This window comes from Vibrio pomeroyi (assembly GCA_041879425.1).
In the GTDB taxonomy this organism is placed as follows: Bacteria; Pseudomonadota; Gammaproteobacteria; order Enterobacterales; family Vibrionaceae; genus Vibrio; species Vibrio pomeroyi_A.
Map to the genome: position 1 here is coordinate 1,497,908 of CP090855.1, position 21,675 is coordinate 1,519,582.

The 21,675-nt window shown below is 44.6% G+C and carries 20 protein-coding genes and 1 pseudogene; 12 read left to right on the top strand and 9 right to left on the bottom strand.

The window, feature by feature from the left end; translation table 11 throughout:
• Nucleotides 1-52: 52 nt before the first annotated feature.
• Nucleotides 53-322: pseudogene (locus tag L0992_22500) on the top strand (tyrosine-type recombinase/integrase).
• A 163-nt stretch (nt 323-485) separates the two neighbouring features.
• Here L0992_22500 and L0992_22505 read toward each other — a convergent pair.
• The 4 genes from L0992_22505 to L0992_22520 are packed head-to-tail and all read right to left on the bottom strand — an operon-like array spanning nt 486 to nt 3,377.
• Nucleotides 486-716, bottom strand: coding sequence for a hypothetical protein (locus L0992_22505; GenBank protein ID XGB69165.1), 231 nt, complete (start codon nt 714-716; stop codon nt 486-488).
• The gene (locus L0992_22510) at nt 717-1,082 is read right to left on the bottom strand and encodes a GspS/AspS pilotin family protein (GenBank protein ID XGB69166.1); all 366 of its coding nucleotides are present in this window, start codon (nt 1,080-1,082) and stop codon (nt 717-719) included.
• Nucleotides 1,039-2,175 (bottom strand): alanine/ornithine racemase family PLP-dependent enzyme, encoded by a 1,137-nt coding sequence (locus L0992_22515; protein XGB69167.1) that lies wholly within the window; start codon nt 2,173-2,175, stop codon nt 1,039-1,041. The genes L0992_22510 and L0992_22515 overlap by 44 nt, the downstream gene beginning before the upstream one ends.
• Nucleotides 2,172-3,377, bottom strand: a complete 1,206-nt coding sequence (locus L0992_22520; GenBank protein ID XGB69168.1) for a DUF1611 domain-containing protein — start codon at nt 3,375-3,377, stop codon at nt 2,172-2,174. The genes L0992_22515 and L0992_22520 overlap by 4 nt, the downstream gene beginning before the upstream one ends.
• A gap of 1,341 nt (nt 3,378-4,718) precedes the next feature.
• Between L0992_22520 and L0992_22525 the strand changes: the two genes are divergently transcribed.
• Nucleotides 4,719-5,732 carry a hypothetical protein gene (locus L0992_22525; GenBank protein XGB69169.1) on the top strand — a complete coding sequence of 338 codons (1,014 nt, stop codon included), beginning with the start codon at nt 4,719-4,721 and terminating at the stop codon, nt 5,730-5,732.
• A gap of 205 nt (nt 5,733-5,937) precedes the next feature.
• On the opposite strand, the gene L0992_22530 is transcribed toward L0992_22525, so the two are convergent.
• Nucleotides 5,938-6,744 (bottom strand): sulfite exporter TauE/SafE family protein, encoded by an 807-nt coding sequence (locus L0992_22530; protein ID XGB69170.1) that lies wholly within the window; start codon nt 6,742-6,744, stop codon nt 5,938-5,940.
• 104 nt (nt 6,745-6,848) lie between these two features.
• Here L0992_22530 and L0992_22535 point away from each other — a divergent pair, with 104 nt between their 5' ends.
• Nucleotides 6,849-7,658 (top strand): helix-turn-helix transcriptional regulator, encoded by an 810-nt coding sequence (locus L0992_22535; GenBank protein XGB69171.1) that lies wholly within the window; start codon nt 6,849-6,851, stop codon nt 7,656-7,658.
• Nucleotides 7,659-8,018: 360 nt separating this feature from the next.
• Here L0992_22535 and L0992_22540 read toward each other — a convergent pair whose 3' ends face one another.
• The 3 genes from L0992_22540 to mpaA all read right to left on the bottom strand — a co-directional run bounded on the left by L0992_22540 (nt 8,019) and on the right by mpaA (nt 10,257).
• The gene (locus L0992_22540; protein ID XGB69172.1) at nt 8,019-8,222 is read right to left on the bottom strand and encodes a hypothetical protein; all 204 of its coding nucleotides are present in this window, start codon (nt 8,220-8,222) and stop codon (nt 8,019-8,021) included.
• 503 nt (nt 8,223-8,725) lie between these two features.
• Nucleotides 8,726-9,196, bottom strand: a complete 471-nt coding sequence (locus L0992_22545) for a hypothetical protein (GenBank protein ID XGB69173.1) — start codon at nt 9,194-9,196, stop codon at nt 8,726-8,728.
• Nucleotides 9,197-9,558: 362 nt separating this feature from the next.
• Nucleotides 9,559-10,257, bottom strand: a complete 699-nt coding sequence (gene mpaA, locus L0992_22550; protein XGB69174.1) for a murein tripeptide amidase MpaA — start codon at nt 10,255-10,257, stop codon at nt 9,559-9,561.
• A gap of 143 nt (nt 10,258-10,400) precedes the next feature.
• On the opposite strand from mpaA, the gene L0992_22555 reads away from it, so the two are divergent.
• From L0992_22555 to ugpC, 8 genes are all read left to right on the top strand, one after another.
• Nucleotides 10,401-12,026: an ABC transporter substrate-binding protein gene (locus L0992_22555; GenBank protein XGB69175.1), complete on the top strand. Its 1,626-nt coding sequence runs from the start codon at nt 10,401-10,403 to the stop codon at nt 12,024-12,026.
• A gap of 170 nt (nt 12,027-12,196) precedes the next feature.
• Entirely contained in the window at nt 12,197-13,099 is a 903-nt protein-coding gene (locus L0992_22560) for a LysR substrate-binding domain-containing protein (protein XGB69176.1), read from the top strand.
• Nucleotides 13,100-13,183: 84 nt separating this feature from the next.
• Nucleotides 13,184-14,068, top strand: a complete 885-nt coding sequence (locus L0992_22565; GenBank protein XGB69177.1) for a sugar ABC transporter permease — start codon at nt 13,184-13,186, stop codon at nt 14,066-14,068.
• A gap of 23 nt (nt 14,069-14,091) precedes the next feature.
• Nucleotides 14,092-15,039 carry a carbohydrate ABC transporter permease gene (locus L0992_22570; protein XGB69178.1) on the top strand — a complete coding sequence of 316 codons (948 nt, stop codon included), beginning with the start codon at nt 14,092-14,094 and terminating at the stop codon, nt 15,037-15,039.
• 6 nt (nt 15,040-15,045) lie between these two features.
• Complete coding sequence (locus L0992_22575) at nt 15,046-16,326, top strand: extracellular solute-binding protein (protein XGB69179.1); 1,281 nt, start codon at nt 15,046-15,048, stop codon at nt 16,324-16,326.
• 104 nt (nt 16,327-16,430) lie between these two features.
• Complete coding sequence (locus L0992_22580) at nt 16,431-17,912, top strand: CehA/McbA family metallohydrolase (protein ID XGB69180.1); 1,482 nt, start codon at nt 16,431-16,433, stop codon at nt 17,910-17,912.
• Complete coding sequence (locus L0992_22585; protein ID XGB70411.1) at nt 17,902-18,636, top strand: HAD family hydrolase; 735 nt, start codon at nt 17,902-17,904, stop codon at nt 18,634-18,636. The genes L0992_22580 and L0992_22585 overlap by 11 nt, the downstream gene beginning before the upstream one ends.
• A 56-nt stretch (nt 18,637-18,692) precedes the next feature.
• Nucleotides 18,693-19,823, top strand: coding sequence for a sn-glycerol-3-phosphate ABC transporter ATP-binding protein UgpC (gene ugpC, locus L0992_22590; GenBank protein XGB69181.1), 1,131 nt, complete (start codon nt 18,693-18,695; stop codon nt 19,821-19,823).
• 145 nt (nt 19,824-19,968) lie between these two features.
• On the opposite strand, the gene L0992_22595 is transcribed toward ugpC, so the two are convergent.
• Complete coding sequence (locus L0992_22595; protein ID XGB69182.1) at nt 19,969-20,709, bottom strand: amino acid ABC transporter permease; 741 nt, start codon at nt 20,707-20,709, stop codon at nt 19,969-19,971.
• Nucleotides 20,710-20,833: 124 nt separating this feature from the next.
• On the opposite strand from L0992_22595, the gene L0992_22600 reads away from it, so the two are divergent.
• Complete coding sequence (locus tag L0992_22600; protein XGB69183.1) at nt 20,834-21,610, top strand: transporter substrate-binding domain-containing protein; 777 nt, start codon at nt 20,834-20,836, stop codon at nt 21,608-21,610.
• Nucleotides 21,611-21,675 lie beyond the last annotated feature (65 nt).

Sequence of the window (21,675 nt, forward strand, 5' to 3'; positions counted from 1 at the left end):
CTTTTAGGGGGTTATAAAGCAAAACCGCCTTCTAAGAAGGCGGATATTTTTTTTCCCAAGCCAAAGGCGAAAGCAACAACCGATTAGCTATTCGTACTATCGATACTTAGTGAGGAGATGGGCTTCTAATCTGGGGTTGGATCCTAACTTGTATGGCACTCACTCGATGAGGCGAACAAAAGCGACGTTAGTCTACGCAAAAACGAAAAATATCCGAGCGGTGCAGCTACTACTTGGTCATACCAAGGTAGATAATACAATCCGCTATCTTGGGGTTGAATTAGAAGATGCATTGTTGCTTTCAGAAGGTACTGAGTGTTAATCGAAAAGGAACCTAATACTTAGGTGTTTCAATTGCCATTACGCTGAAAGTTGTTACCCATTCACCTCTACACTTGATTATTTTCAATACTTTAAGTGCAAATACTACTAATCTGTCCAAGGTTTAGAGGACCTTGAACAGATTAGGTATATACAGTCTTAAATTAAATCTTGGAATGTGCGTTTTTTTTCTTTGACTTGTAAGCTTTCATTGAAATTTTCAACACAAGTTGTTCTTGTTTAGTTGAAATGACTTGCTTAGTTAAAGCTTTGTGGTGTAGGTCCGTGATAAAGTTTTTTTCCCAAGGCGTAAGACGGTCAAACTTCAATAAAATAATGTCATTGAGTACATTGAACAACTCGTATTGGCTTTTATCCATTCGACTGCTAAGCATTCAATTAGAGCAGTTAGCTAGAGAAATGACGTTAAGGCTTTCTACTTTCTCATTTTTTCCTAAGGTAATGATTCGATAAGAGATCCCACTCTCTAATAGTGGCCTTATTTCGATGTTATCACAAAAACTAACGGCGACTTTTTCTACTAAGCTGTCCATATTCAACGTTTTCTTTTTTACGAAAACAAGAGTGACACTATTGCCTTCTGACTGTGCATTTACGAGTGTGATTAAGCCTAACTCTTGTGGCAGTTGGCTTGAGATAACCGTCGCTCTATAATCGGCAAGCCCACTAGATTTCATTGGGCTTATCTGACAACCGTTAAGCATGACACTGACGGAAATAATTACGGCTGTTCTTAGCATTATGCGTTCCTTCTTGCTTTCTTCTCCCTTTAGGTGCCTTAAAATATTTATTGATATAACGTGAAGACATAGAAGATAAGAGCGCACTGTAATCTAAACCGAATGTGACTTTTTCCCCTACAAATAGTGGTTTTTGTGAGGATTCAAGGACAAGATGATCACTGGTTGAAGACATGATCTTAATCCCATTCGGAGCCTTAAGCCCGCTGACACAAACATCTTGGCGGCCTAATGCTACAATAGCTTGTGAGACCTCCCCTCTATCTTGAAGGCTTTCTTTTTCACCAAAAGCATTTAACCCCCGACTCCCCCAAGGCAAAGTCGGTTTAGTCTTGGATTCAATCACTTCAGCGGTCAAAGAAACCGCATCCGTATGTAAGCCTTTGATATTTTCGTGCTCTAAAGGCTCACAGCCTAAAAAAATGGCTTCTCCTATACGAAGGTTATTTACTCGAGTTAAGCCTGTTCTCTGAAGAGCCCAGTTAACTGAAGCAGAATTACCCCCTGAAATAATTTCTAGACTGATCCCAAATGTAGCTTCAATTCCATCGGCAAGATCAGAAAGAACATTCATATTTTGCTCATCTGGAGCGACACCATACCGACAGGCTAAATTCGTACCAATTCCTTTTATCGTAATGTTCGGTAAAGAAACAATCTCACGGATAAAATCAATCACATGATTAGGCATCACACCTTCTCTTAGATCGCCAAGCTCAACCATAATAATAATATCGTGACAGCAATTTTGTTGTTCCGCTGCATGTGAAAGCCCCTGAATCACTTCAACTTCAGAGTTTAAACTCATATCACTGTATTTTATTACGCTCGCCACTTGACTGAGCATGGGTGTACGTATCAGCATTTTAGGGATAGCAATGCCAGATTCAGTCATCTTTTGAAGATTTTCGATTCTTGAATCGGCTAACATTTTTGCGCCAGCATCAATAAGAACTTGTGCGATGATAGGGTGGCCGAGGAAGGCTTTTGTTACAGGCGTAACGGATATATTTTTTAGTGAGAGCTGAGTAATCAGGTACTGAGCGTTATGGTGAACTTTCCCACAATCGATGTGTAACCTAGGGTAGTTCACCCTTTTTCGGCCAGTTTACTTGCTATTATAGGGAAGGTTGACGATACGATGTGCAGTAGATGCTCAACAGGCTGTGACAAGACATCAGTAACCGGTAGACCAAATTCGGTAGTGTAACTGTCTATCGCACGACAGGTTTCATCTAAAGACATATCTTCATGATTCAGTGTTAGTCCAATAACACCGGTATTAGAAAACGTTTCGATAAGATTTATTTCTGAGGCAATCGAAGGCATTGGGCAATCAGGAAAATCACTACGATATAAACGTGTAGGAGCATGTTGCAATATCACACCCGTTGGACAACTGCCACGTAAGATAAAAGCGCTGGTTGAAAACGCAGGGTGACTTAAAGCTCCTTGCCCTTCAATAATTATCAGATCCGGATTTTCTTTTTCATAGGCCTGTACAATGACAGATTCCAACTCACCGGCACAAAATTGTGAAGGAACAGCATCGAGTGCAACGCAGTATTGTGCGCCTTGCATAATGCCTGTTTGCCCAGTGGCAATCAGAACGACGTTAAGGCCTTTTTTAATCAGTTCATTCGCCAATATTGTCGCTGTTGTTCGTTTTCCTAGCGCGCAATCCGTCCCCATGACAGCAATTCTCGGACATTTAACGTTGTGTATTTTCCCGCTAAACGTTTTCAGATCGCCTTTATTTTTGGGTTTGCGAGTATCGAATATTCGAACGTTATTCTTTAAGCTAGCTTCTAAAAATAGAGGATCATCGGTTAGGAATTCATGTAAGCCATTTACGATGTTCATTCCTAGTGACATGGCATTTAAAATGATACTTTTATCTAAGTCAGATAAAAAACCACTTGATGGCGCAATGCCAAAAATGAAGTAATCGGGAATACTTTCCGCGTGAATGATAGCTTCTTCAGCATTGGCAAGGATCGGTATTCCATTGGCTTTGTTATCAAGTACTTCTCCAGCATCTAAGCCGGCAGACACACTATCAATAACCGATAGAATACGATAGCTTAATGAATGCCTCACTAGCCCATTAGCGGTTTTACCATCAATTTCACCGAAATTACCTTCGCAATATATAATTGCCGAAGGGATGACAGGTTTCACTTTCTGAGCAAGTGGTAGCCAAGGAGCGATATGGGTTACATCGTAGTTGGTTTTGAAATTTTCAATTCTAGTGAGTTTGAAGATGTTTCTTAACTTTTGGGTTGAAATAGACATAATTAAAGCCTGCTATGAGGCTTAGGAGGGCAACTAAGGAGTGCCGAGATGCGAGTTCGGAAAAGAAAAGAAGCCCCTACTAAGCGGTAGGGAGAACAACCAAGGTAACACACTCACCAGACTTTTGTTGATTATTATTCATACGTCCTCTAAGTCTATTACTTTCAGGCTTCACCTATGCTAACGTGACTGATTAGAGATCTAAGACTCATTGTTCAACGTGGCCGTATCAACCTCTCAGCTTTAAGGCTTCAAGATATTTTTTCTAATATCAGTTAAGTAAATTAGAGTTTTTGATCTAACGCGTTTTTGTCCGTGCGACCTGAAGTCGTATGAAGCGTTGTTCACCACGAAAGAGTGAACCATCTGTATCACCAGATGACCCTAGGATCCTGAATAAAGCAGCGGATCTGACAATGTAACGAAACTTGGCTATGAGGCTGAGTGGGAACAAAATCGTGAGAGGATGTTCCTCCTGAAAACCACGGTTCGGGTAAGTGCTAGGGAGTCAATATGATGAATGTAATGTGAATCCATTTAAGGCGCGTTATACGCTGAAGCAGCGGAAGTGGTTAATACGCTGTAGCCAAAAGGCAACGAGAGTCGGAAAGAGATTGGACAATGCTCTTTCGTGGTCATTGTACTCTCCGCACCATTGTGGGCATCTAAGTTGACATTTTACGCGACATACGGAACAGGGTAAGCCTGTATATCTCCCTATGGGAAAGCAGTCTGTGAAGATTGCCGATAGGTATGCAGGTAAAGGAGGTTAGAAAAAGCGAATGCCGCTTTGTAACGAAGCGGATACAGGTTTGTATCTGGCGCGAAAGCGAGCTGACTTCTAACTGGTCTCCCGTTGCGAAAGAGTTTGAAGAACTTTATTAAAGAAGAAAAGCAAATGATGATTTCAAATGAAATTAGTGCGTCTTCTTACAATGAACCGTGGTCTATCAATTACTGAGTGACCATTGGGGAAGTATTAAAGCTTCAAGTGCATATCGCAAAGGTAATTAAAACGAAGGGTTAGTGCCGTGACCAATTGTTGGTATCGCTCTAATCCTAAAACGATCTAATTACTGGGTACTTAACGGTGCCTTTGAGGAGGCTTGAGCCGTATGCAGTGAAAGTTGCACGTACGGTTCTGAGGAGGGTGGCACCTGGCAACAGGTGCCGTCTATCCGACAAGAGTGTGTTAGCGCAGTTCATAGCAAGCACTTGCTTTTGGTTACTCGACGCGAGTAACTTTATTGTTATGTTTGGAAAAAATAATAAATAATCTCCTGCACATTATTTTTCTATATGTCGTAGAGAGTAATATCTTGACTGGTAGAGGGAAGGAAAATGAAAACCAAGATAATAATGTTGTGTCTACTCGGTACCTTATGTGTCAGTGCTAGCGCGAAGGAACCAAGATACCATTCTGCGCTAACATTCAAAGCAATATTTAGTGAAGACAGAGACAAGCCTGTAGAAGTCTATTACTGGTATCCTACGACGAACGAAAAAACCAACTTCACGTTTGGTAGGGGGAACATTTTCAAATCAATCGAAACACAGTTAGATGCCCCTTTAGCAAGTGGAAAATTTCCCGTTGTGCTTTTGTCGCAGGGCGGAACGCGGTCAGCGTTTTCCCACAGTGGTTGGATAGCCTCAAGCCTAGCGCAACAAGGTTATATCGTTATTATACCTAAGCCTCCTGCACCGAACGAAATCAATGCAGAAATGGCTGTTGATGAAATCACATTCAGAACCAGTGATTTGATATTAGGGCTGAACGAATTAAGTTCGGTCGGCATACTGTCCGGAGGCGTAGATACTGAAGAAGTGCAGGGTGTCGGCTTTTTTCTGGGCGGCACATCTATGCTGATACTCTCCGGAGCCCAAATAAGCCCGGAAAAATACCGAACATCGTGTCACAACGCCACCAATATGGACTGTCATTGGTTAAGTGAAAATAACGTTGATATTACTAACATCCCGGATCAAAAATTCCCCCGATTTCAGTCTGAAAACAAACTGAAATCGGTCGTCGTTATCAACCCTGAGCTAACGAAAACCTTTGCTCCTGAAACACTGGCCTTGATGAACAATGTCATCACTGTGGTGACGCTTTCTGAACGGCCACATCCTGCACTGACACCAGCCGAATCACTCGTTGCTCTTCCCAATGTGAAATATCAAGAGATTCCCAGTGCGACTCAGTTTAGTGCGTTTGCAGAATGTACTGAGCGTGGCATTAAAATTCTTGCATCAGAAGGGGAAGAAGTACTTTGCCAGGAGCGTGACGAGGTTTCTAGAAGGGACAATCACCAGCAAATTTTGGATGTAATTCTGGCTAGGTTAACAAAGCCATAAGAATAACAACCATGCGGAGCTTTCTTACACATTGTCTGCTTGGGCCAGCAAAGCGAGGAGTATGTTTTGCTGGCTTGTCGCTACACCAAAATTAGTTACACTTTTAAGCAGAACACGGATAATCATCAAATATATAATAGGTGGGCAACAGCAAGGTTGTCTCCATATCATATTACAAGACTTACTGATGACAATGTTATTTACCCTAATTAAGTACCTGTACTAACATTTTGAAACTTAGAAGAACACACAAAATACCAACGATCCTCTTAAGAACTTTGTTTGGGAAATACTCTGCGCAACGCACTCCGAGGCTAGTAGTTAAGTAGCTGCTAATGGAGAAGCTGATCATTGCAGGAAGGTATATGTATCCTAATACTAAGTTGCTCCAATCTGTATTTTCCCATCCGTTTAACATGTATCCGAGGCTTCCAGATAGTGCGATAGGGAAACCTATCGCAGCGGATGTGCCAATAGCACGTTTGACCTCAAAATTTTGCTGGACAAGATAAGGGATGATCAAGCCCGCACCGCTTATAGAGACAAGTGCTGATACAGAGCCAATCACAGAGCCTACAGTGATATTACCGATAGTCCCATGTGGATTTGGATTGTACTCATTTTCAGTGTTAAGAAACATCTTATAAGCTACATACAACATGAATACGCTGAAAAAACCTGCCAGATAAACTCCCTGTAGATACGATGCTGCGAATGTGGCGCAAAATGTTCCGACTAGAACTCCGCTCAACATTTTTACTACCATTGTTGGCTCTACATTCTCTTTTTTGTAGTGAGCACGCATGCTGCCCAATGTTGTAATAATCATCGAAGCCATCGATGTCCCTAACGCAAGATGTACCACTTCTGTATCAGCTATTCCCTGTAGTGAAAACAGAAATGCAAAAATAGGGACGGCCATTCCACCCCCACCCACACCAACGAGTCCAGCGAGAAAGCCAATGCCCAAGCCTGCTGTAATGTAATAGATAATAAAGATAGGTTCGTTCATGATGGTTCTGCCTTCGATAAAAATGGTCGTTGTTAAAATGTTACTCGAACGCTAACTTGTTATGGTAACGTTAATAAGACAGAAAATAATGAGTAGTGGCCAAAATGGAATTAAATCAAATGACAAACTCTGATTACAGTGAATGGAAAAATGGAGCCGCGCTGATCGCTAAGGAGTGGCAGCATGAAAGGAGTAACGTCAATCATTTGGCTCAACGGCCGCATAATTGGCACAATCATCATCGAGGCCAGCTACTTTGTATAGATGAAGGGCTAATACAGGTAAAAACCGATGAAGGAGCGTGGATACTACCACCTCACCGAGCTGGTTGGATCCCCCCAGGTGCGATGCACAGTGTTTATTTTTGTGGTCCTCTGAAAGGTCGTTCATTACTGTTCACTCCAGAGAGCTGTGAGCAGTTTCCAATAAGGCCTTGTGTAATCCAAATGAGCGATGTCTTGAAAGTCCTTTCGATTAGGGCATCGAGATGGAACAAAACAGACGAGCTACCTACACAGTGTTTACGTATTCTTTCCGTAATATCTGATGAAATCGTCGGTAGCCCTCATGAGTCACTCTACATCCCATTGCCCAAAGACCCTAGATTACAAAAAGTCACTCAAGCAATTTTAATTGATCCAAACAGCAAACACTCTGTTGAGCATTGGGCAAATATCGGGGCAATGTCATCTCGGACGTTAAGACGATTGATTCGAAGTGAGTTAAACATGAGTTTTAGTGAATGGCGGCAACAAATACTACTAATACATTCGTTAGAAATGATGGCGCGCGGAGAATCAGTGGGAGACGTCGCATATGTTTTGGGTTATTCGACGCCCAGTAACTTTATCGCAATGTTTCGTCGGGTCTATGGCGATTCACCCACGCGTTACTTTTCGAATCGTGGCATATAGTTGCAAAGAGCTTACCTGAATTAGGTTCGTTTTTATGTAATGAGGTTTACATACATTTACTAACCCAAAACGAGCAATCTAGCCTATAGGCTCTAGCTTATTTTTGCCCCGTTATTAGTTTCGGCAACATGCTAGCGTTTTTAGATAACTTGAATTTCCCAAAATACAATTCATGTGATGTCTAAAAACTATATAGTGTCAATTATGGGTAGCATTATGTGCAAGGACAAAGTTGTAACGCCCAGTCAGACTAGTGCAATTTCGTACGCTCTTCGTCAATCAGACTGACACTTCACTAAGCTTCATTTTACTTGGATAAACCTATAGCTTGATATAGGTGCTTAATTTATCACGGCCGCCTTAGAGGTTCATGAGGCTTTCAATGGACTCCTCAATCGAATCAAAATGATAGGAGTGAACCTCATAACCATCACTAGCTTCGATTCTAACTTTTGAAATACCATTGTTAATTTCAGCCTCAAGAAGGCTGAGAGAATGCTCGACTGACTGACAAATAAAGATATTTTGATTGGTGAAAGTGATGCGGCATGATTGTAAAACCATAGTGTTTCCTTTTCTAGCCTAGGCGACAGAATCTCTGTGTTCTGATTGCCAATTGATGACGTTATTAGAAGAATCCCTTCTATTTTTAACAGTAGACTAGATTGTAAAAAAATATAGTTTATTTTCTAGTGGACATCGAAAGTGTGACTTTGAAAAGGTAAGGCTCTGTTATCACGGGATTTAACACTCTGTTAAGCGAAGCATTATTCTATACCTTGGCGTTAAGCTAGGAGGTGCTCTAAGGTTCAAGGAATACTCATTAGGCTTTTCTAGGACTCTGAAAAGTCAGTGCCCAAAGATTGATAGAACAGTGACTACTACTTCTTAGTTTTTAACACGTGCAGTGAGAGTGAGGTACGGAACCGTGATGGCAGAAAGAACGCGTTGAGTGATAATAGTCCTATGCGCCTTTTGTAACTGAGATAAGTAACATCTTCACTTAATTTGCACTAGCCTTATTGTTGCTTCAGCAGCTTAAGGTGTAGCCTTACATGAGAAGTAGTTCAGCTTTTTAGTTGAGTTTTTACAACGAGTTGCGACACTTCAAAGGTTATTTGGTCTACGACCTCTTTTACAAACATGGTTCTGTCATTCCCTGATAATTCTAGGGCGGCTCCAAGGTTGGGGATATTCCAGCGAAGCTTTTTGGGTATGTGTGAATAAACCACGTTTACGCATTCAACAAACAAATTACACTGCTCAATACTTATTTGGTCACATAGCGTAATCACGTAATCGAAGTTTTCTTTTGTCTTTTTGTATTCAAAAACAGTTTTGCTTTCGGTCTGTATAGGTACACAAAGTAAGTTAGACAATTCGTCTAAGATAGCTTGGGGTGTTCCTCCAGTCTCAAACCCTGAGCAAGTTGCTTGTACCATCCCATTAGACTGCTGCTCTACAATTGCTTTAGCGATAGCCGCTCTTACGCCTTTTTTAACGCAAACAAACAGAATGTTGATAGGAGTTGTACTCATACTAAAAATAATCCTTACAAATTAATATCGTCTATTAAACATAGATATTTTGAGGAGCTTTTCAACATGGTGATGACTTTAGACACAAAAGAAGCTAAGAGCTTAGCTCATAACTGAAGTGGTACGGTGAATTGGGCCTGTGATTTAGAGATTGCTCAGACCTCAGATAATCCGCCAATCGCTAAATTAGAAACCACGATCACTCATTCCTATACGAGTCTATGAAAAAGCACAAGTGATCTGCTCCATCAATACAGAACACTAAATTGAGTGATTTCCCATATCTGTAGTTATCCATGAATTGCTAATTTAGAAAAGTCACTGACACGGAATTGTCCAAAAATGAGTTGCTCTAACTCTCCTCATTTCCCCAACATCGCCAGAAATGCATCCAAATATTCTTCAATCGCGAAGTCTGCAGAAACGGGCGGCAGTTCTACGGTAATACACGGTAGGTTTCTTTCTTGGCACCAGGTGCCGAATGAGCCTGGGGTCTCGTAGTCTACGTCTTCGACGATCGGCAGGTTGAACTGCTTGCCTAGCCAAGTGGCGAGTTCCGATTGGGTTGGGTCGTCGACCATGGCGAGTGGTTCGTGGAAAGAGATGACGAATTTGGGCTTACGCTGCTCAATGAGGTTGATGAGTGACTGCACTTCCGGTTCAAGCTGATCGGCTTGGCCGGTTTTCACTTTTACATCTCTGACCGGTGTGTGAGAACTCCAGCGATAGACGGTGCCGTTTTCTGTCCAGTTTTGAGTCGGAAAGGCGCGGTTTAGATCGACTTGGTTAGCATTGGCGCGAGTGCCTAGTTGGTTGCCGTCAGGGTTCATCGACAAGATCACATCGTGTCGCAAGTTGGCTGCAGGCAGGCTTCTTAGCGCACAAGACAAACCTGCGATAGACGCGGTTTCATCACCGTGTGTGCCTGCTATGATTAGCCCTCGAGATTTGCTTTCTACTTGCGAGGGGAAATAGAGCAAAGGTGCGCCCAATACCGACTTTCCGTATGGTAGCGGCTTTATTGAAAATGCAGCTCTTTCCGTTCTTGGAATTAAACTCACCTTTATCTCCTGATTGATCAAGTACTATCAAGTATTAACGATTACAAAAACTACTTAGATAAACGAAAGCATTAAAACTCGTCAACAGTCGCATTGTTAATTTTATTACTTGCTTCAAAGATAGGCTAGGAGAGCAAAAACATATGGATTTTAAGAAACACTCAACGGCGTTACTCATTTCATCTCTATTGACCCATTTTATCTCAGTAACTGCCGTTGCTGACACATTGCCAGCGGGAACTACTCTGGCAAAGCAGCAACACTTGGTGCGCGCGAATGATGCGGAAGCGGCGACACTTGACCCGGCAAAGGCTGAAGGCCTACCAGAAATGCACATTCTACGTGACCTGTTCGAAGGCTTAGTGATTCAAGATCGCGATGGCAATATTACCCCTGGTGTGGCGGAAGCTTGGGAAACCGAAGACAACAAGACGTTTGTATTCCACCTGCGTAAAGACGCTCAATGGTCGAATGGCGATCCGGTGACGGCCGATGATTTCGTGTATGCGATACGACGAGCGGTTGACCCTAAAACAGCATCGCCAAATGTGTGGTATCTGAAGCTCACCAAAATCAACAATATTGCTGATGTGGCAGAAGGTAGGAAGCCGATTGAAGAGCTAGGCGTGTCAGCTGTTGATAAGCACACCGTCCGTTTTGAACTCGACAGCCAAGTACCTTACTTTGTGGCGATGACGGGCCACACATCCATGATGCCAGTGCATAAAGCAGCCCTAGAAAGTAGCGACAAGCCGTGGAGCGATCCTAAGCAATTTGTTGGTAATGGTGCATTTGTGCTAGACGAGTGGGTGGTGAACGAGCGTATTGAACTGAAGAAGAACCCGAAATATTGGGACAGTTCAGATACTCACTTAACCGAAGTGACTTATATTCCGTTTGAGAATCAGAATGCCTCTATTAACCGTTATGCCGTGGGCGAGGTCGATATTACCTCGGACGTACCTACACACATGGCGCAGCAGCTTAAAAGCAAATACCAAGATGCGTTTACTACCGTGCCGCTGCTGTGTACTTACTACTACGCATTTAATACTACGCGACCACCTTTTGATGATGCGCGAGTGCGTAAAGCCGTCTCTTATTCTATGATGCGTGACGTTATCACTAACGGTGTTACTCAGGTCGGCAACTTACCGGCTTATACCTTTGCTCATGAGTACACGGCTGGTTTTGATGCGACACAACCTGAATACAGCACATGGACTCAGAAGGAACGTGACCAAAAAGCAAAGGAGCTATTGAAAGAAGCGGGCTACGATGCGTCTAATCCGTTGGACTTCAAACTGCTTTACAACACCAGTGAGTCGAATAAGTCGATTGCAGTGGCGATTGCGTCAATGCTGAAGGGTAACCTAGGCGCACAAGTTGAACTGGAAAACCAAGAGTGGAAGTCTTACTTGGTGTCACGTCGCCAAGGTGATTTCGATGTAATGCGCGCCTCTTGGTGTGGTGATTACAACGAAGCATCGACCTTCCTGAGCCTGTTGCGCTCTGGTTCTTCGGGTAACTTTGCTCGTTACAATAACGACAAGTACGACGCAGCAATGGATAGCGCCTTAACTGCTACCAGTGAGCAAGATCGTCAAGGTTTCTATGACCAAGCAGAGCAGTTACTGGCAGAAGACATGCCGATCGCGCCAATCTACTACTACATGCAGGCTCGTCTAGTACGACCAAGTGTCGGTGGTTTTGCGAAGAACAATGTAGAAGGGCGTATCTACTCTAAGGATCTCTACATCAAAGAGTAATTGCGTTTGATTCACGCGACGACACACCGCTAAAAATATGAAATAGAGAAAAGGGACGTTGATCATAAATATCTGATCAACGTCCCTTCGTCATTAATCTGTAACGGTAAGCGCAAAAAACTGAAACCTGATTGAAGTATTTTTCACTTTTATTTCAATCAGGTGAAGCCATGTTACCCCCTCTACGTGCCCTTGTTGCGTTCGAAGCTGTTGCCCGCCTCGGTTCTATTGGCGCTGCCGCGCGAGAGCTTTGTGTTACGCAAGCTGCAGTGAGTCAGCAGCTTAAAAGTTTAGAAACCTTTCTCGACACCACACTGTTTGAACGCAGCTCCAAAGGCGTAAAGCTGACGTCGGCTGCCCAGCATTATCAACCGATTGTTGCGGGCTCATTGGCCCATCTGAAATTACAGACTCAAATCCTGTTCGGGGAAAAAGAAACCGACGTATTGAGCCTGCGCGTGAATCACACCTTTTGCCATAACTGGCTGTTACCTCGCCTGCCATCTTTTTATCAAAAATACCCTTTTATCAGGCTCGATATTCAGCTGGTGGACTGGCCATCAACCAACCCTTGTCAGAATGTCGATATCGAACTGACCAACGGCAAAGTTGAAAGTGAAGACACCCATAGTGAGCGACTGTTTCAAGAGCATTGGCAGTTGGTGTGTAGCCCAGAATTTAAGAACCAATATAAAGACTCCTTGGTTGAGCATGATTTTTCTGCTCTGCCGACCGTGCAAGTAAAAGGCTACCGAGAGAACTGGTTGCAATGGCTGAGTCACAACCAATTCGAGATGACTTTACCGAAGGTGCTGCTCGAAGTGAGTAACTCTTTGCATGCATTAGAGGCGGTCAAACATGGGATTGGCGTGTTGTTGGTGCGTTCGCTTGCGGTGTCTGAGCTGTTGGAGAAAAACGATCTTGTTCTGGCGACGGAATCTTCGATGCCTGCCGAATCTGCCCACTATTTGATAACTAAACACCGACGCAGTGCCAAGGTGAATTTCTTTTGTGATTGGCTTTATCACCAGATGGAAGACGGTGAACTGGAAGAAAGATTTTCTAATGGGTAGCCATAAAAAAAATGAAGGACGCTCTTACTAACCTGTCACACAAACCCCTTAATTTAACCGCATACAAATAAGGACGAGGTCACCATGAGTGCTTTCTCAGAACCAATGAAAAACCGCTTAAAGGTACTGCTATTTACTGCACCGTTGTTGGTGCCACTGTTTACTTTTTGGCTCGTACCATTTGGTTATTCGATTTATATCAGCTTCACTGATTGGGATTACATCTCGCCAGATTACTCGTTTATCGGCCTAGAAAACTACGAGTACATGGTTGAGGATTACGAGTTCATCCAAGCGATGCTCAACACGTTTTGGTTCTCTGTTGGTGTGGTCATTCCAACCATCATTCTTGGCCTTGTGTTTGCGATGTTGCTGCACAAAAACTTCAAGGGCAGTCAATTTTACCGTGCGGTGATCTTCTCACCTTGGATTACACCCACAGTCGCGGTGTCGATTGTGTGGTCTTGGGTATTTGAGACCAAATCAGGCTTGGCAAACCACTTACTGGAGTCGGCAGGGTTTAGCGCGATTCCATGGTTAGAAAACGGTAACACAGCCTTAATTGCGGTAATTATCGTGACGGTTTGGCAGGCGATTGGTTGGACGATGCTGTTTTACATCAGTGCGCTCAACAAGATCCCAGAGTCACTGTATGAGGCGTCTTTGATTGATGGATGCAGCAGCTTAACGCGCTTTTTGAAGATAACTCTGCCGCTGATTTCACCCACCACATTTTTCTTGGTGGTGGTCAACATTATCACGGCAATGCAGGCGTTCGATCAGTTCCAGATCCTAACGCAGGGCGGGCCGGGTGGTGAGACACGTACCTTGTTGTACTTGTTCTACCAACAAGCGTTCGAACGTTACGAAATGGGACCTGCGGCCGCGACATCGTTAGTGATATTCCTGATTACTGGATTGTTGGCACTTATTAATACCTACATCGGCAAGCGCTGGGTGTACTACTAGTCGATTTTTGAAAGGACAGAATTATGACCACGCAAGTATTGGATGCTAACCAAGTATTAAATCAAAGAGTAGCTAAAGCCAAAGTTAGAGCCCAAACCAAAGCGACCAAATCAGAGGTTGTGTCAAAGAAAGCCTCAGTGGATCGCCGTTCGTTTCTCGCACTGGCGAAGCACCTATTCTTGGCAACGTGCGGAACCATAATGGTGTTCCCGTTCTTATGGATGCTGTCTGGGTCGCTGAAAAGCAACGATGAGATCTTTGCTAACCCGCTGGACTTGATTCCAGAACAGTTCCGTTGGGAAACCTTTGTCGAAACTTTTCACAGTGCGCCGTTTGGCTTGTACATCTTCAACAGCTTTAGCGTGGCTTTGTTCACGACTCTATTGGTGATTGTGAATTCCGCGATGTTTGCTTATGCGTTGACTCAGCTGAAGTTTCGTTCGAAGACGGTGCTCTATTTCGTCGTGATGGGTTGTTACATGCTGCCGGGCGCAGTGACTTACATTCCGTCTTACATCACCTTGGCGAAACTGGGTTTGTTGGATTCACACATGGGATTAGTCGCGTCGAACGCGGCGTCGGTTTTCGGTGTGTTCTATCTACGCCAAGTGTTTATCAAGGTGCATCCGTCGCTGATTGAAGCGGCACGAATTGATGGTGCAGGTGAGCTCAAGATCTTATGGGCAATCATCTTACCGCAATGCCGAGCAGCAGTCGCAACACTGTTCCTCATCACTTTTATTACCAATTACAACAGCTACATGTGGCCGAGCCTAGTGATAACAACTCAGGATTTAAATCTGATCGCTACTGGTATTCGTCACTACTTTATTGCCGAAGGTAACTATGGGTTGAACTGGTCGCAAATCATGGCGGCGAGCACCATTGCAGTATTGCCTTTGTTAATTCTATTCGTCATTTGTCAAAAGACGATTCTTTCAGGTATCGCCGATAACGGCGTAAAAGAGTAAACGGAAATGAAATTAAAAACTCTCGCACTAGTGTGTGCTGGCGCAGCAAGCGCGTCTATGTTCTCTAGCAGTGTTCTTGCCGCAACCGAAGTTAACTTTTGGTATTCCGGTGGTACTAAGCCACAGCAAATGATGACTAAGCTCATCGAAGAGTTCAACGCGAGCCAAGATGAGTATGTGGTGAAGCCTGCATTGCAAGGTAACTACACGGAAACCTACCAGAAGCTGCAAGCTGGTTTAGCGTCGAAAACAGCACCTGAACTTGTGCTGCTAGATTCAGGCCGTGCGGAAGCGATGCACGGACGTGGTTTGAGCCGTGACCTAACGCCGTTCATGGATGAAGAATTTAACTTCTCTGATTTCATCGGTGCGTTTAAAGATCAAGTGACGGCAGACGATGGCACCATCATCGGCCTACCTGCTTACGGCACAACTCAAGTGTTCTACTACAACAAGCAGGTGTTGGCAGATAACGGCTTTACCGAGCAAGACCTAAACACATGGCAAGGTGTGGCTAAGGTTGCTGAGAAAGTCACACAGCGTGACGAGAAAGGTAACGTGACCTTCTACGGTTGGGAGCCGATGTGGGGTCAAGACAACATGATTGACGCGGCTTTCTCTAATGGCGCTAAGATCATCAGTGATGACGGTAAAACAGTGCTAATCGACTCAGCTGAATGGGTTGAGGTGTGGGATAGCTTCCGTAAGTGGATCCACGATGATCAAATCATGCGTATTCACTACGGTGGTCAAGGTTGGGAATACTGGTACAAAACCATTGATGACGTGATGAAAGACAACGCGCTTGGCTATACCGGTTCATCGGGTGACCAAGGTGATTTGGACTTCACTAAGCTTTCTGCAACCACACAACCGGGTTGGGGCTCAAACCCTTCTGCGCCACAAGCGGGTGCGTTGGTTTACGTGATGCCAAAAGGCACAGATGACGCAGCGGCTAAAGGTGCATTCGAGTTTGTTGAGTTCTACACCAACGCGAAGAACACGGCGGCATGGTCAATGTTTACGGGCTACATCCCTGTGCGTAACAGCGTTTCTGCAGTACCAGAATACCAAGCGTTCACTAAAGATAACCCACAAGCTCTGATCCCGCTGAAGCAAGCGAACACGGCGACCAAAGACTTCCTAGACCCTACCAACGGTAAGATCATGGATGCGCTTAAGGTAGCTGCGGACCAGATTCAAATCCAAAACATGCCTGCTGACAAAGCGCTAAAACAAGCGGCTAAGAAAGCGCAACGTGCTCTAGACCGAGCGAATCGTTCTTAATCTGTAAAGTGATTTAAATTATCTTTACATGCATAAAGGCCCATCTATTCGGGTGGGCCTCTTTTTGACCCAGTCCTTCAATTAGGACGAATTTGGTGAAGACAATGACCCAATTTCAAGGTGAGCTGCCGTTTGGCAGAGTACGTATCCCCTTTGATGTGCCAGCAGGTTCTCACAGCGTAACGATTACCGGCACAACGGTGAAAAAAGGATTCTTGTACGCAGCGGCGTATGATGCCAACCAAGCATTTCGTGGCAAAGTGCTGTTTGAAAAAGCGCACAAGTCACTCACTATCCAACTGCAAAATTCTGGCCTAGGCGCGATTGATGGTGCGATTCCATCGGGCGAGTGGTTCTTAGAACTTTATAACCTGGAAGGTGAGTTTCGCACCGAGCGTGCGATGCAGTATCAAGTCGATGTGCTTTGTTCTGATGAGTTAGTTAATAACGATGTTGAGTTAGAACTGAACCCAACGGTGACAAGCGAACACGATATCGAGTTTGATTACAGCCACATGCTGAGTTCTGATTCTCGTTGGTATCGTGGTGATTTACACGCTCACACTCAGCTTTCTGATGGTCACAATACCTTGGCAGCGGCTAAAGATATTGTTGAATCACAAGGGCTCGATTTCTTCTTCTTCACTGAGCACAACATTTGCCAGCCTAAGTTGCCCGTATCTAAACAGTGTTTGTTCTTACCGGCGTTAGAAGTCACGACCGATCTCGGGCACTTCAATGTCCATGGCCCGGTTAAGTCTTTGGACCTTAGAGACGTTGAACATAGCAGCCAAGCAACCATGGAAGCGGGATTAAGCTTAGCTAGAAGTGGACACAATGGCGGACACAGTTCCCTTGGCATTAATCATCCGATGATGAAGCCGTGGCACTGGCATTACGATCAAGTGGATCTCAGCCAAGTATCTACGTTTGAAGTGTGTTGTGACCCAACTTGGTCGACTTCACCGAAAGCGACCGAAGAGGCGTTATTGGTTCTCAATGAAATGTGGAATTGCGGTCAGAGGATTACCGCGATTGGCGGCAGCGATTCACACCTTGAACCTCATGAACGCAATCCAAAATCGGACGAGCCTTCTATCTACGGTGACCCATCAACATTCGTTTACAGCCATGGTTTGAGTGGCGAAGGGATCTTGTCTGGTTTGCGTAATGGTCAGGTGTATTTAGAGCGCCGTTGCGGCTTGAAGTTTGATATCAACTTAGGTGATTTGCTACCGGGCAACGACTCTCAAGGCCAACCACTAACATACCGAATTTCGGTCTCTGACTCAGAAACCCCTTACTACGCAGAGTGCGTGGTAGATGGCGAGATTGTCGACCGAGTGGCTTTGAGTGATGAGCTGCAAAGTATTCATATTGATGAGGGCTACCGTTGGTGCCGTGTTGATATTCGTCGTGGGGAGCTTTCTTCAGCACTAATGAACAGTACTCAACCTTCATCTAACGAGCACGAATTTGAAGGCTGCATCAACGCCGTATTCGACGGCAAACAACCAGAATTTAACCAACCCTTAGTGCGTACTTGGGGAGAACTAATGGAGCGAATGAGCCGTGATGAAGTTTAAGGCGATGTTATTTGATAAAGACGGCACATTGTTAGAATTCCACAAGATGTGGCTTAACGTTTCTCGTGGTGCTTGTAAACGTGTGAAATCTTACAGTGACCAACACCAAGGTAATCAAACTGTCACACCTGCTGAGTTACTCTTGGCCATCGGTGTTGAAGGTGATGTGGTTGATAACTATGGACTATTAGCCTCAAACCCAGTGGAAGATACCGCGACAGCGTGGTTCAACATGCTGCAACCTAATGTCTCGCTTACAGAGTTTACTAAGGTGACCAAAGTAGCTTTCAATGACGAAGTGGAAGAGAACCCAAGCTGGATTGAAGCCCTACCGGGTGTGACCGAAAAGCTCGGTCTGTTTAAGCAGCAAGGCATGATTTTAGGCATCGCGACTGCGGATACCAAAGACTCGACCATTTACACACTAGAGCAATCTGGCTTGAGCGGAATGTTCGATTATGTTGGTTACTCCGATGGCGATATCGAACCTAAACCAGCGCCAGCACTGCTTAATGCATTCTGTGAAAAGTGCGGCATTGAGCCTCATGAAGTGATCATGTTTGGTGACACGGTTTCAGATATGGAGTTTGGCCGTAATGCAGGCGCAAGTAATGTTGGCGTACTGACTGGCACGGCGCAACACAGCGAGTTAGAGCCAGTGGCGGATCTGGTTATCGCATCGGTCGCCCATTTTGAGCTCAACCAACTGCAAGAACGTGGCTAAAACGTCCACGACAGATTGCAAAGATAGTATTTAACGAATTGATTTAAGGACAGGTTATGGCTGAAGTCACACTGAGAGGGGTAGAAAAAACCTACCCAAATGGTTTTAAGGCCGTACACGGTGTCGATCTGAATATTCGCGAAGGTGAGTTTATGGTGTTTGTTGGGCCGTCTGGCTGCGCAAAATCCACCACTCTTCGTATGATCGCAGGCCTTGAAGATATCTCAGAAGGCGATGTCTACATTGGCGATAAGCGTGTAAACGAATTGCCACCTAAAGATCGTGGTATCTCGATGGTGTTTCAGAACTACGCGCTTTATCCGCACATGTCGGTGTACGAAAACATGGCTTTTGGTCTGAAGCAACAAAAGCTGCCAAAGCATGAAATCAATGAACGTATTGAAGATGCAGCCAAGACTCTCGATATCGAACATCTGCTAAATAATAAGCCAGGTGAAATGTCCGGTGGTCAAAGGCAGCGTGTGGCGCTTGGCCGTGCGATGGTGCGCAAGCCTGATGTGTTCTTGTTTGATGAGCCTCTGTCTAACTTGGATGCAAAGCTGCGTGTTTCAACTCGTGTCAGCATTGCGCAGCTGCATAATAACCTGAAGCAAGAAGGGCAAAACGCCACCATGATCTACGTGACACACGATCAGGTGGAAGCCATGACTCTTGGTGACCGCATCTGTGTGTTGAATCAAGGTGAGATCATGCAGGTCGATACGCCAATGAACCTTTATCAATACCCAGCAAACAAGTTTGTCGCGGGCTTTATTGGTTCGCCAGCGATGAATCTTCTCAAGGTAAGGTTGGATGAGATTGACGGTGTGATGAACGTGGTCTCTGAAAGTGGTACTCGTTGGACGCTGCCACAAGACAAGCAGATTATCGCTCGTGAAAAATTGGGTGAGTGGGTGTGGTTCGGTGTTCGTCCAGAACACATTCAACTGGCTAATCACGATGCGCCGCTGTCGGAAGTGAATACCCAAACGCACAGGCTTGATGTGGTCGAGTCGATGGGTAACGAGCTGTATCTCTATTTCAAACTCGGAGCAGACAAGCTGGTGGCTCGTGTCCCTTTCGATGCAGACCGAACGGCGGAAAGCGGACAGGAGACAATGCTTCATTTCAATACCTCTCAGTGTCACCTGTTTGATTTAGAGACAGAAGATGCATTGACTGAATAAGTCGACGTGTGAATAGTCAAAATAAAGAAATCCCCGCTCAGATGAGTGGGGATTTTTCTTAGGGGGGAGTATCAACAGGAGCTCGGGACTGTTCTCGAGGCTTTTTTGTTGGAGATAGCTAAACGCTCTTGGGGGTTAGAACCATTTAATGGCTCGGAATCGCAATCCTTTTTTCTAGCCAACGAACCGCTTGCGATACGACCAAAATAAGAACAAGGTACTCCAAAACCAGAAACGTATAGATCTCTAAAGGTAAATATTCGTTCACCACCAGCTCATTTGCTCGCCTTGTTAAATCACTCAAACCAATCACACTCACTAGAGAACTCATCTTGAGGATATAAACAAACTGATTGCCCAAGGGCGGCAGTATCTGACGGAATGCCTGCGGTAGGATAACCAATCGCATTTTTTGCCAATAGGTCAATCCCAAGGATTCGGCCGCTTCATGTTGGCCACGATTAATCGCTTGAATCCCCCCACGGAACACTTCTGCCATAAAGGCGCTCTCGGCAATGGTCAATGATATTACCCCTGCCCAGAAGTGGTTCAAAGAGACATCGAGTAATGTCGGCATTCCGTAATACACCCACAATAGCAACACCAACACAGGGATAGAACGCATCACCTCTACGTAAAGTCGATTAATCCCCTTGAGTATTGGAGAATTGGAAAGCGCTGGAAAGGCGACCAATAGACCCAGAGCCATAGCAAAAAACATGCTTAGCAACGAAACCTTAATAGTCTCGCTAAAACCAGCTATCAAAAACTGAATGTTAGTTCGCCCCTGCTCCGTCGACGGGTCGAGTACATACCATCCCCATTGGTAGTCTGAACATCCTGTCAGAAACAGCAGAGAAACTAGCGATAAGTGACGATAGTTCACATTTACTCCCAAAAACTCCATTTGTTATTGCCATGTTAACAACCAAATCTGTTTAATGGTTAATAATTAAGAAGAATATCTACATTCATCACTTAGAAATCAGCATTCTTTGAAGGAATATAAAATGAAGAAAAGCTTAATTGCATTAGGAATGTGCTTACTTGCTTTTACACAAATTGCACATGCACAAAGTCGTTTGCAGGAGATACTGGATGCGGGAGTTCTTCGCGTTGGTACAACGGGGGATTGGAACCCAATGACAATGAAGGATCCAGCGACCAATAGCTACCGCGGCTTTGATATCGATGTCACGACTGAGTTGGCTAAGGACCTAGGCGTTAAAGTGGAATACGTCGCAACAGACTGGAAAACCTTGGTGAATGGCATCACAGCCAACAAATACGACGTGACTGGCAGCGCATCGCTCAACATGTCTCGAGCAAAAGTCGCTGGGTACAGCCACCCCTATTTCTATCTGGCTTTTGTCCCTGTAGTGCAAAAGAAAGACATAGAGAAGTTCTCTGATTGGAGTGACTTTGACAAAGCAGAAATCAAAGTTGCCGCCACGCTCGGCACCGTACAAGAAAAAATGGTGAAGGACTTCTTCCCATCGGCACAACACATCGTGATTGAAGCGCCGGCACGGGATTTCCAAGAGCTTTTAGCTCGCCGCGCTGATGTCTCTGTGACTTCAAACGTAGAGGCTGCAACCTTAGTAGAGAAGTTTAAACAACTCGCGATAGTTCCGGTGAAAGAGCCACGTAAACCAACTCCAATTGCGATGCTACTACCACAAGATGATCAGGTTTGGATTAACTACATTAACCACTGGGTTGAATTGAAGAAGACGCAAGGTTTCTTCAAGCAAACCGCTGAAAAGTGGGGACTGAAGAGCATGTAACGAGCTCATAGAGAAGAGAAAAATAGAGCCCTTAGGGGGGGAGGGCTCTAGAGTTAGGAGCTAAC